Source organism: Guptibacillus hwajinpoensis (assembly GCF_020171785.1).
Taxonomy (GTDB): domain Bacteria; phylum Bacillota; class Bacilli; order Bacillales; family Guptibacillaceae; genus Guptibacillus; species Guptibacillus sedimenti.
The window spans coordinates 1-11,384 of record NZ_JAIVAE010000024.1; the positions used below are offsets into that span (position 1 = coordinate 1).

An 11,384-nucleotide genomic window follows, 5' to 3' on the forward strand; every position below is an offset into this window, starting at 1 on the left:
TCGTAGCTGGATCTCACGAAAAGCGGAGACGAGCGTTTAGAAACGGAGATATTGGAACTCTTGAACTAGAACATGCTTTTTGTGTTCTGGTGAAAGAGTGAAATATCAGAGTTTCTGCGAGTCGTAGCTGGATCTATGAAAAGCGGAGACGAGCGTTTAGAAACGGAGATATTGGAACTCTTGAACTAGAACACGCTTTTTGTGTTCTGGTGAAAGAGTGAAATATCAGAGTTTCTGCGAGTCGTAGCTGGATCTCACGAAAAGCGGAAGTGGGCATTTAGACACGGCAGGCACTGCAGCTAGACAAGAACAACGAAGAACCCATCGACAAATTTTTTTCCCGCTCGTTCGCGGAATTAATTCTATTTTCGCGGATATATTACGATTATCGCGGAAATAAATGTGCTTTTCGCGGAAAAAACGAAAATATCGCGAAATTCCTTTTACTAGAAGGACTCATCGAATTAATATAGACTCGTATTTGCTTCAAATGATGGGTGAACAAGAAAAATCGCTTCTTATTCAGCGTCTATTTTGCTTTTTTCTCAAAATAACTCGATATCGGATAGATTGTCACGCTTTGAAACACTAGCGATAGCAATACGGCACCGAATGTAAGTGAAATTAAGGTGCTATCTCCTGATCCATACTCTGATTCCAAACTTAAAAGCAGCGCAACTGACATGGTTCCTCGAATACCAGACCAAGTTACAAGGGAGATGTCCTTCCAATTAAATTCCCTGCGCCATGCTGAGAAAGATGTAATGATGCCAACAAGGACAAGAAATCGAACGACAATGGAAGCGACAAAAATTAATCCAGCAAATAGCCAATAGTTAAAATCGAGATAGTTTGTCGATTCAATTCCAATCAACAGAAAAATCAGAGCAAGAATGCTTGGCTCAACGACTTCCCAAAAACTATTGAGGTATTCTCGATAGTGAGATTCTTTAATAAAACCATCAAGTTCATAGGAAAGCATAATTCCTGCTGCTACAACGGAAAGAACACCTGACACACCAAGATTTTCTGCTACATAAAAACTCCCATAAGCGAGAACGATACTTAGCATCACCTGGTATTGTCGCTGATGCGTAAAGGAAATGGCACGACACACAATCCAACTAAATATGGTCCCAATCGCAATTCCTCCAATAGACACAAGAGCAAAGTCATAAAGAAACGAACTAATGGAAAAGCTCTCACCACCTAGGTACATGCCCGCAAACACAGTGAAAAGCACGATACTGGTGCCATCGTTCACCATTGATTCCCCTTCAACTACATCAGCTATTTTCGGATCTTTTGATGCTTGTTTTAAGATTGAGACCACAGACACCGGATCGGTAGGCGTAAGAATTGACGCAATTAATAGTGCCCCTACAAAGGAAAGGGATATAAATGGACCGCTTATAACATAAAGCAAGCTTCCAAGCAGAATAGCACTTAATAATAAGCCTAGTGTACTTAATGCAGCGATAATGCCAGCGTGCTTTTTAAGATGAACAAATGGAAATTGATAAGCGGAAATAAAAAGTAAGGATGGAAGAAACCATTCAAAGATAATATCTTTTGTAATATGTACGGAATTAAAAAATGGCAGAAAAGAAAGTCCGATTCCGATCATTAATAAAACGAGTGGAGCAGGAAAGTTTTTTTGTTTGTTATCAATTGTATAGACTAAATAACCGATAAAAAGTAGAATTAAGATTTGATTCGAGCTCATCATCTCACTCCTTTTATTTCCTATTTTCCCAAACGATTTTAGCATCAAACAGGGAGGCTATTTTTACCTTTGCCTAGCCAGTTTTAACCCTGTCAACCAATCCTGGTGTATGCTACAATAATCTTTGTCTATTAAAAGATATGTAAGGTCTGCTATGAAACGACGGAGGAGGATACGTAATGAATCAGACCCCATTTATTGCCGTCGAAGGCCCCATCGGAGTTGGAAAGACCTCCCTATCTCGAGCGATTGCTGCTCAATATCAATTTGAACTTTTTCAAGAAATCGTAGAAGAGAATCCGTTTCTCGGGAAGTTTTACGACAACATTGAAGAGTGGAGCTTCCAAACGGAGATGTTTTTTCTCAGCCATCGATACAAGCAATTAGAAGAAATGGAAAAGCATCATTTATCAAAGAAGCTTCCGGTTATTTCTGATTACCACATTTTTAAAAATAAGATTTTTGCGCAACAAACACTTAGTAACCAACACTTTTCTAAATATATGAAGATCTATGACATTCTAACCGAGGGAATGCCTGAACCAAACGTCATTATTTATTTAAATGCTAGCCTTGAAACGCTGCTTAATCGAATTTCTCAAAGAGGCAGACAAATCGAAAAAAGCATCGATCCTGCTTACCTTGAACGTCTTTCATCGGATTATGAACGGTTTATGCATGAATTTGAAGCACAGCACCCAGATATCCCTGTGCTCCGTTTCAATGGTGATGAGATGGATTTTGTGTCCAACCCAAAAGATTTGCACACCATCTTCCAATCCCTCGAAAAAACATTGAAAGAAGGAGACCCTGTTAAATGAACCTCAGAGAAAAATACAACATCCCACAGGACGCTGTAATTACAATTGCCGGGACGGTAGGTGTGGGGAAGTCAACGATTACAAGCTCACTTGCAAATGCTTTGCAATTTCGAACTTCTCTTGAAAAAGTCGATAACAATCCATATTTAGAGAAATTCTACAATGACTTCTCTCGTTGGAGCTTTCATCTGCAAATTTATTTCCTTGCAGAACGCTTCAAAGAACAGAAGAGAATGTTTGAATATGGTGGCGGCTTCGTTCAAGACCGTTCTATTTATGAAGATACAGGCATTTTCGCAAAAATGCACTATGAAAAAGGGACGATGTCGAGTGTTGACTATGACACCTACACTAACCTTTTCCAATCCATGGTGATGACGCCTTTCTTCCCACATCCAGATCTCATGATTTACCTTGAAGGTTCATTTGACGACGTCGTGGACCGTATTAAAGAGCGAGGCCGTCCGATGGAGCAACAAACGCCAATTGCTTATTGGGAAGAAATGTACGAACGCTACACGAACTGGATCGACAGCTTCAACGCCTGTCCTATTCTTCGCTTAAATATCAATGAATATGACCTTGTGAATGACCCATCTTCTGTTGAACTGATTTTAAAACGTATTGAACAGAAGTTTCAGCAAATCCCTTCACTAAATCGATAATCTAAAAAAGCTATCCAATTGGATAGCTTTTTTTCTTATCTTACTATAATTCCATATAGAAAAACCGCTGTCGGCGATGACAGCGGTCGAAATATAATCTCCAAATTATATGCGCGTTGGTTATTAATTAGTAAATGGAGGAGGAAGAGGGATTCGAACCCCCGCGGGCGACTAAGCCCCTGTCGGTTTTCAAGACCGATCCCTTCAGCCAGACTTGGGTATTCCTCCGTGTGAAGAAGTTATTAACTAACTGCGACAAGTAATATAATATCATCGTCTTAGAATAATGTCAACGATATCTCAAAAACTTTTTCAAAAAGTTTATCATGTGTGTACATTGATGATTTATGAAGAACTTCGTCGAAAATTAACTTCTTTTACTATACACGATTCTTATCTAAAAATAAAGAGCAGAGATGACTCTGCTCTTTATCAGTTTTATTTAATCACTTCACGCCCGCCCATATATGGACGCAGTACTTCAGGGACAATAACTGAGCCATCTTCTTGTTGGTAATTCTCTAAGATTGCGGCAACGGTTCTTCCGATCGCAAGACCAGATCCATTTAACGTATGAAGGAATTCTGGCTTTCCATTCTTTTCACGACGGAAGCGAATGCCTGCACGACGCGCCTGGAAATCTTCAAAGTTACTACAAGAAGAGATTTCTCGATACGTGCCATAGCTTGGAATCCAAACTTCAATATCGTATTTCTTCGCTGCAGTAAAGCCAAGGTCAGCGGTACACATGCTCATAACGCGATATGGAAGTCCTAATAGTTGAAGTACTTTCTCTGCATGCCCCGTAAGCTTTTCAAGCTCGTCATAAGAATCTTCAGGTTTCACAAAACGGACAAGCTCTACTTTATTAAATTGGTGCTGACGAATCAGCCCACGAGTATCGCGCCCTGCAGAGCCAGCTTCAGAACGGAAGCAAGCACTGTATGCCGTATAAGCAAGTGGAAGATCTTCTCCGTCCATAATTTCATCACGATGGAAGTTTGTTACCGGTACTTCAGCTGTTGGAATTAAGAAGTAGTCTTCTTCGCGAATTTTAAAAGCATCCTCTTCAAATTTAGGAAGCTGACCAGTTCCAGTCATGCTCTCACGATTCACAAGGTATGGAGGAAGAATCTCTTCATAGCCATGCTCAGATTCATGAAGGTCCATCATAAAGTTAATTAAAGAACGTTCCAAACGCGCTCCAGCACCTTTATAGAAAGCAAATCGGCTTCCGGTTACTTTTGCTGCACGTTCGAAGTTAATGATATTAAGGTCGGTTGCAATATCCCAGTGAGGTTTCGCTTCAAAAGCAAAATCGTTTTTCTCTCCCCATGTACGGATCTCGATGTTATCATCTTCCGTCTCACCTACAGGTACGCTATCATGAGGAATGTTTGGGATTTGAAGAAGAATTTGTTCAAGCTCTGTCTCAACAGTGCGTAGTTCTTCATCAATGGTTTTAATCTTATCGCCAACTTCACGCATTTCTTTAATAAGGTGGTCGGCATCTTTCTTCTCGCGTTTAAATACCGCCACGTTTTTAGAAACTTCATTACGCTGTCCTTTTAACTGCTCTGTTTCAGCGATAAGCTCTCTTCTGCGCTGATCAAGCTCTTCAAAACGATCAAGACCGACTAGATCTTCCCCACGCTTTGATAGCTTTACTTTTACTTCTTCAAAATTTTTACGCAAATACTTTAAATCGATCATGCTTTTTCCTCCTTTATTAATAAATGATAAACGCGTTAAGGAAACCTATATAGAGTGAAAGTAAGGTTTTTGAATACAAAAAAGCCCTCATCCCCTATAAAGGGACGAGAGCTACCCGCGTTGCCACCCTGATTGCAGACAATTGTCTGCCTCTTAACAGAATAACGGTCTGCTCCGAGAAAGCTTACTTCATTCAGCTTCCTACTCAGGGATGGATTCACAGGGTTCAATGATCGATTCACACCACACATCGACTCTCTTGGCATTGAACATCTATTACTATTTCCCGTCAACGTTTTCGTTTATCATTCATCATTTGCAGAAAAAGAATTCTCTTCTTCTTGGTACGTAATAATTTACACGAAAAGTTACTCCGTTGCAAGTCCTTCTTTCTTAAACTCCAAAACCATGTCAATAAACATCTGATGCATGCGATCATCGTCTGTTAGTTCTGGATGGAAAGCACACGCGAGAAAACGTCCATGACGTGCCGCTACAATTTTATCATTAAATGTAGCAAGCACTTCAACATCTTCTCCAACTTCTTCAATATATGGAGCACGAATGAAGACACCAATAAAGTCTTCTTCTAGTCCTTTAATTGGTAACGGTGCTTCAAAGCTTTCACGCTGTCGTCCGAAGGCATTTCTTTTAGACCTTACATCCATGACACCAATATGAGATCCATCCACACCTTCAATATGCTTTGAAAGAAGGATTAATCCAGCACATGTGCCGAAAATAGGCTTCTCTGCTGCAAAAGCCTTAAGAGGCTCTAGAAATCCATATTGATCAATTAAACGACGCATTGTCGTACTTTCACCACCAGGCAGCACGAGTCCATCTAAATCCTCAAGCTGTTCAACACGTTTTACGACAATGATTTCTGCTTCTTTTGTTTCTAGTGCTTTCACATGTTCTCTGATTGCACCTTGCAGTCCAAGGACCCCGACTTTCACCATACTGCTCTCGACTCCTTCTCTTTATCTAAGTAAGAACCCCACCTTACGTTATGCAGGTGGGGGATCAATGATTTTACCAGCCGCGCTCTTGCATACGGTCTGATGGCTTAAGTGAAGAAATTTCAATTCCTGGCATTGCAATACCAAGGTTCTTAGAAATGTTTGCGATCAATTCGTAATCCTGATAGTGAGTGGTTGCTTCAACAATCGCTTTAGCAAACTTCTCAGGATTATCTGATTTGAAAATTCCAGAACCAACAAATACGCCGTCAGAACCGAGTTCCATCATTAATGCTGCATCTGCAGGTGTTGCGATACCACCAGCAGCAAAGTTAACAACTGGTAGACGTCCAAGCTCTTTAATTTGAAGAAGAAGCTCAAATGGCGCCTGAAGGTTTTTCGCTTCAGTCATCAATTCATCTTCAGACATGCTTGAAATTTTACGAATTTGGGATTGAATAAGACGCTGATGACGCACAGCTTCAACAACGTTACCAGTTCCAGGTTCGCCTTTCGTACGAAGCATTGCTGCACCTTCACCTACGCGGCGAAGTGCTTCACCAAGGTTACGTGCTCCACATACAAATGGAACTGTGTACTTGCGTTTATCAAGGTGGAATTCTTCGTCAACTGGTGTAAGAACTTCACTTTCATCAATGTAGTCAACGCCCATTGATTCAAGAACGCGTGCTTCTACAATATGACCAATACGGCATTTTGCCATTACTGGAATGGATACGGCATTCACAACTTCCTCTACAATTGTAGGATCAGCCATACGTGCTACGCCGCCTGCTGCACGAATATCAGATGGTACTCGTTCTAGTGCCATTACTGCTACTGCACCAGCTTCTTCTGCAATTTTTGCCTGCTCTGCATTGACAACGTCCATAATAACGCCGCCTTTTTGCATTTCAGCCATACCACGTTTTACACGATCTGTACCTGTTTGTTGATTCATCTATATTCCTCCCATATCTATACTTAGAAACGTCTATTATACACGACATCTATCAAACGCTTTTATTGTAACATTTTTTTATGACTTGTCCTATCACATGTGCGGTGATTTCGTAAAAGATTTAGAAAAATACTCCCCGATTACCTAATCGAAGAGTATTTTTACCAATTATGCTTGTTATTATAAGTTAAAACAGTCCTGTTACTGCATCTGCTACACTCGTCCACACACCAGAGAAGAAACCACCAATTGCTCGCATAGTCAGGGTAAACCAGCCAGCTTTTTCAACTGATTCAGTTGCTACAAGAGGTATTGACGAACCTTTGTCACCTGTTATGTAACCAAAATCTTCCCCTGTTGATTTTAAGACAACTGTTCCAACTTGGTCGCCTTCTTTGATTGGTGCAGTCAGTTCTCCATCTTCGTTAAGAAGAGACTTGTCGTATTCGTAGCTAAGTTCAAATGGTTCTTCCGTGTTTTTTACAGTTACAGTATTAAACGATTCCCCAGCAGCTACGCCAACTTCTTTTTCTTTTCCTTTTACGACGTTAACGGATGATTCTCCATCTGCTTTATCACCTTTAGAAACAATGGTTTTTTGTTCAAATTGATCAAAACCATAATTTAGCAATTTCGACGTCTCTTCGAAGCGGGCTTCATAAGAGTCGGTTTTCATAACAACTGAAATTAATCGCATATCCCCTTGTTTTGCTGTTCCTGTAAAGGCAAAGCCAGCTAAATCAGTTGATCCTGTTTTAAGCCCGTCAATTCCATCTACTTTGTACTTATTTGAATAGATAAGAGAAGGAAGAAGCCAGTTCCAGTTCTTCATGGTGATTTGATCATCTGTACCTTCACGGAATTCTTTCACAGGCGTACTCGTTGTTTCAAGCACTTCTGGATAATCTTTTAGAAGATGATAGGCAAGAAGCCCTGTGGAACGTGCAGACATCATATTTTCTTCATCCGCATCACCAGCCGGATGATTTCCTAAAAGGTCTCTGTTATTGAGTCCTGAGCTATTCACGAACTTGTATTCTTTCATGCCCATTTCTTTTCCTTTGGCATTCATCATTTCGACAAACTTCGTTTCTGTTCCGGCAATGTGCTCAGCAAGTGCCATTGTGGCAGCATTTGCAGAATAAATTGCCATTGCTTCATATAATTCCTTAACTGTATACTGTTCACCCACACGAAGTGGTACGTTTGAAAGAGAACGGTTCTGAGATAACTTTTGAATCGTATCACTTACAGTAACTTTCTCATCCCAACTAATTTCACCTTTACTAATCGCTTCAAGTACTAAATACTCCGACATCATCTTTGTCATACTTGCAGGTGAGAGCGTTAATTCAGGATTATTTTGATATAAAATTTTCCCTGAACTTGCATCTATTAAGATTGATGCTTCCGCTTTGATGTCAGGCGCTTCTGCAGCCTCTGCAGTATTGCCTCCACCAAATGTTCCTGCTAGTAATAATACCATCGCCATGGCTACGGTCATGGCTTTCAAACCAAGGTTTTTCAACCCCTACACCTCCAAATAAGTCTCACATAACCGCTATTCTATCACACCTAAAATTAAAAAAATAGATAGAGGAAAGTCCCCTATCTACTTTTCGAATATATTCGGTTGTTTTTGTCACACAGCTGTTATAACTTCCGTCTAAAGCCCTATTTAGACCGAGTAGTTTGGTGCTTCTTTCGTCACTTGAACATCGTGTGGGTGGCTCTCACGGAGTCCAGCTCCAGTGATTCGTACAAACTGACTGTCCTCACGTAGAGAATTCAGTGTTTTTGTTCCACAGTATCCCATTCCTGATCGTAACCCACCGATTAATTGATGGATTGTATCAGTAAGAGGTCCTTTATAAGGAACACGTCCTTCAATTCCTTCAGGAACGAGCTTAGACATATTTTCCTGGAAATAACGATCTTTACTTCCCTTTTCCATCGCTCCTATTGATCCCATTCCACGGTAGACTTTAAATTGACGACCCTGATAAATTTCACGCTCGCCGGGGCTCTCATCTACACCTGCAAGGATGCTACCAAGCATGACGGCATGACCACCTGCTGCAATCGCCTTAACGATATCTCCTGAGAACTTAATGCCTCCATCTGCAATAATGCTTATACCATGCTTGCGTGCCTCTGTTGCACATTCATAGACTGCAGTGATTTGAGGTACACCAACACCAGCAATCACACGAGTTGTACATATAGAGCCAGGTCCGATTCCTACTTTTACAACATCTGCTCCTGCTTCGATTAGAGCTTTTGTTCCTTCTGCAGTAGCAACGTTACCTGCAATAATTGGAAGGTTTGGGTAAGCACTTTTAATTTCGCTTACTTTTGTCATGATGCCCTCAGTATGTCCATGTGCAGAATCTAATACAATTACATCAACACCGGCTTCAACAAGCTTTTCAACTCGCTTCAGTGCATCTGTTGTATTGCCTACAGCAGCTCCTACTAGTAAGCGACCTCTGCTATCTTTAGCAGACTGTGGAAACTGAATCACCTTTTCAATATCTTTAATGGTAATAAGACCTCTTAACGTACCGTCTTCATCTACTAGAGGAAGCTTTTCAATACGGTGTTTTTGTAGGACGCGCTCAGCTTCTTTTAATGTTGTTCCGACTGGAGCTGTAACAAGATTTTCTTTTGTCATGACATCTTTAATCTGAATAGAGTAGTCTTCAATAAAACGAAGATCACGATTAGTAAGAATACCAACAAGTTTGCGCTCATCATTCACAATAGGAACTCCTGAAATGCGATACTTGCCCATGAGGTGTTCAGCATCGAATACTTGATGCTCTGGTGTAAGGAAGAAAGGATCAGTAATAACACCACTTTCAGATCGTTTCACACGATCAACATGTTCAGCTTGCTCTTCCATTGACATGCTCTTATGGATAATTCCTAGACCACCTTGTCTTGCCATTGAAATCGCCATCGGTGCTTCTGTCACTGTATCCATACCTGCGCTAATAATTGGTACATTTAGTTCAAGGTCTTTTGTTAACTGAGTTTTCACCGATACTTCCCTCGGTAGTACATCTGAAAAAGCTGGCGTTAATAACACATCATCGAAGGTTAACCCTTCTTTAGCAAATTTTGTTTCCCACATCCCTTTCATCCTCCTCTAATCGAATTGTCCGAAATTTTATTAGTAGCTTATCAATTGGTTAAACTACTGTCAAGAAAGATAGAATAAGTTTGAATTATCAAACACGGAGGTTTCCTATGGGATATTCTGGACATCAACACTCAGCCAACTTAGCTTATCACTCTGCTTCATATGTTCAGCAATATTTAAAGGATTGTTATTCTAAAATTGAACTTCCAGATGCAGAACGAAAGAGCTATGATACTTGCTATCGTTTTATGTACTTTATTGAATATGGAGATCGCTATTACCGCCATGCTGAAATGGCTGATGCCGAGCTAAAACCGATCCTTCTTTTCTATGGGATGATTCAACTGTTAAAAGCATGTCTCATCACAATCGATCCGAATTATCCAGGGGATACCCATGTACTTGCCCATGGGGTTACATCTCGAAAACGAAAAAAACGACAATATGCTTTCTTGCAAGATGAAGTGAAGGGACAAAAAAACGGACTATTTGAATACTTTTCAAGGAAAATGTTTCATGTGAAACAGGTTGAAGGGGAAAAGTATAGAATGGAAGATCTTCTATCCCTTATACCTGAGATTGGCCCGTTGTTTGAGAAACTAAATGCCAAGCGAACAAACTATCATATGACGCCAATTTCTACCAACACATTTACAGTTCATTCAAATATCCTTGATTCTTTGAACATGACTGTTGAACGTCTGGAATCTTATCTTCACCAGCAGGGGTTGGGTTCAGTGAAAATCCTAGGGCAGCATCGTGACTTCATAACTTTAAAAGTTCACAGAGAGCCCAAACTAGAGTTACAGAAACGTCCTTTTCTCTATGGTACGGGCGGGGTGCATCTCCCTGCAGAAAGGGCCCAGTACAATTCTATTACAGAAGTAATGGTCCACTATCTGGTTTTATATAATTTGAGCATGATTTGTCGATACGAGACAGAATGGTGGGGGGACTTGTTTCATACACAGGAATCATCAGATCTACCTTTTATTCTTCAATTTCTTGAGGTTACATCTAAAAAGATTCCGAAATTGCTTTATACCTTTCTAGATCAGAGAGGAACTTAATAATAAAACAGAAGGCAGTTCACAAAGCCGATTTTTTTTCGATGCTTTTCCGCGATATATTAGATATTGCCGTGATATGCCGATTTATTCCGCGCATTCGCTTGATATTCCCGCGAATTTGAGATTAATTCCGCGAACGATATGAATGAGAGCTTGGAGCTAGTGAAAACTCATCCATAAAACCATACAAAAAAAGCGAGAAACCGTTTGGTCTCTCGCCTTTTTATCATTGCCCAGCGACGTCCTACTCTTGCAGGGGGAGATCCCCCAACTACCATCGGCGCTGAAGAGCTTAACTTCCGTGTTCGGCATGGGAACGGG

Annotated in this window: 9 protein-coding genes, 1 tRNA gene, 1 rRNA gene and 1 other annotated feature; of the genes, 3 read left to right on the top strand and 8 right to left on the bottom strand. The window is 40.6% G+C overall.

Annotation, left to right across the window (positions count from 1 at the left end; genetic code table 11):
* Positions 1 to 529: 529 nt before the first annotated feature.
* Positions 530 to 1,726: a cation:proton antiporter gene (locus tag LCL91_RS21675; protein ID WP_224885546.1), complete on the bottom strand. Its 1,197-nt coding sequence runs from the start codon at positions 1,724 to 1,726 to the stop codon at positions 530 to 532.
* Positions 1,727 to 1,905: 179 nt separating this feature from the next.
* Between LCL91_RS21675 and LCL91_RS21680 the strand changes: the two genes are divergently transcribed.
* Positions 1,906 to 2,547 (top strand): deoxynucleoside kinase, encoded by a 642-nt coding sequence (locus LCL91_RS21680; protein ID WP_224885548.1) that lies wholly within the window; start codon positions 1,906 to 1,908, stop codon positions 2,545 to 2,547.
* On the top strand, positions 2,544 to 3,212 hold the full coding sequence (locus tag LCL91_RS21685) for a deoxynucleoside kinase (RefSeq protein ID WP_224885550.1): 669 nt from the start codon (positions 2,544 to 2,546) through the stop codon (positions 3,210 to 3,212). Before LCL91_RS21680 ends, LCL91_RS21685 begins: the two co-directional genes overlap by 4 nt.
* A 135-nt stretch (positions 3,213 to 3,347) precedes the next feature.
* Here the strand turns inward: LCL91_RS21685 and LCL91_RS21690 are convergent.
* From LCL91_RS21690 to guaB, 6 genes are all read right to left on the bottom strand, one after another.
* Positions 3,348 to 3,440, bottom strand: a tRNA-Ser gene (locus LCL91_RS21690).
* Between the two features lie 210 nt (positions 3,441 to 3,650).
* Positions 3,651 to 4,925: a serine--tRNA ligase gene (gene serS, locus LCL91_RS21695; protein WP_224885552.1), complete on the bottom strand. Its 1,275-nt coding sequence runs from the start codon at positions 4,923 to 4,925 to the stop codon at positions 3,651 to 3,653.
* Between the two features lie 97 nt (positions 4,926 to 5,022).
* Positions 5,023 to 5,227: a binding site (T-box leader), on the bottom strand.
* A 66-nt stretch (positions 5,228 to 5,293) separates the two neighbouring features.
* Positions 5,294 to 5,887, bottom strand: coding sequence for a pyridoxal 5'-phosphate synthase glutaminase subunit PdxT (gene pdxT, locus LCL91_RS21700; protein WP_224885554.1), 594 nt, complete (start codon positions 5,885 to 5,887; stop codon positions 5,294 to 5,296).
* A gap of 73 nt (positions 5,888 to 5,960) precedes the next feature.
* Positions 5,961 to 6,848 carry a pyridoxal 5'-phosphate synthase lyase subunit PdxS gene (pdxS, locus tag LCL91_RS21705; RefSeq protein WP_224885556.1) on the bottom strand — a complete coding sequence of 296 codons (888 nt, stop codon included), beginning with the start codon at positions 6,846 to 6,848 and terminating at the stop codon, positions 5,961 to 5,963.
* 187 nt (positions 6,849 to 7,035) lie between these two features.
* On the bottom strand, positions 7,036 to 8,376 hold the full coding sequence (locus tag LCL91_RS21710; protein ID WP_224885558.1) for a D-alanyl-D-alanine carboxypeptidase family protein: 1,341 nt from the start codon (positions 8,374 to 8,376) through the stop codon (positions 7,036 to 7,038).
* Positions 8,377 to 8,526: 150 nt separating this feature from the next.
* Complete coding sequence (gene guaB, locus LCL91_RS21715; RefSeq protein ID WP_224885560.1) at positions 8,527 to 9,984, bottom strand: IMP dehydrogenase; 1,458 nt, start codon at positions 9,982 to 9,984, stop codon at positions 8,527 to 8,529.
* Between the two features lie 116 nt (positions 9,985 to 10,100).
* Between guaB and LCL91_RS21720 the strand changes: the two genes are divergently transcribed.
* Positions 10,101 to 11,063, top strand: coding sequence for a YaaC family protein (locus LCL91_RS21720; RefSeq protein ID WP_224885562.1), 963 nt, complete (start codon positions 10,101 to 10,103; stop codon positions 11,061 to 11,063).
* Between the two features lie 231 nt (positions 11,064 to 11,294).
* Here LCL91_RS21720 and rrf read toward each other — a convergent pair.
* Positions 11,295 to 11,384 (bottom strand): 5S ribosomal RNA (rrf, locus tag LCL91_RS21725); the annotation flags it as partial.

What these genes read in the sequence shown, in the direction of transcription:
- LCL91_RS21675 (WP_224885546.1), bottom strand. Translation starts at nt 1,726, where the DNA reads ATGAGCTCGAATCAAATCTTAATTCTACTTTTTATCGGTTATTTAGTC.
- LCL91_RS21680 (WP_224885548.1), top strand. Translation starts at nt 1,906, where the DNA reads ATGAATCAGACCCCATTTATTGCCGTCGAAGGCCCCATCGGAGTTGGA.
- LCL91_RS21685 (WP_224885550.1), top strand. Translation starts at nt 2,544, where the DNA reads ATGAACCTCAGAGAAAAATACAACATCCCACAGGACGCTGTAATTACA.
- serS (WP_224885552.1), bottom strand. Translation starts at nt 4,925, where the DNA reads ATGATCGATTTAAAGTATTTGCGTAAAAATTTTGAAGAAGTAAAAGTA.
- pdxT (WP_224885554.1), bottom strand. Translation starts at nt 5,887, where the DNA reads ATGGTGAAAGTCGGGGTCCTTGGACTGCAAGGTGCAATCAGAGAACAT.
- pdxS (WP_224885556.1), bottom strand. Translation starts at nt 6,848, where the DNA reads ATGAATCAACAAACAGGTACAGATCGTGTAAAACGTGGTATGGCTGAA.
- guaB (WP_224885560.1), bottom strand. Translation starts at nt 9,984, where the DNA reads ATGTGGGAAACAAAATTTGCTAAAGAAGGGTTAACCTTCGATGATGTG.
- LCL91_RS21720 (WP_224885562.1), top strand. Translation starts at nt 10,101, where the DNA reads ATGGGATATTCTGGACATCAACACTCAGCCAACTTAGCTTATCACTCT.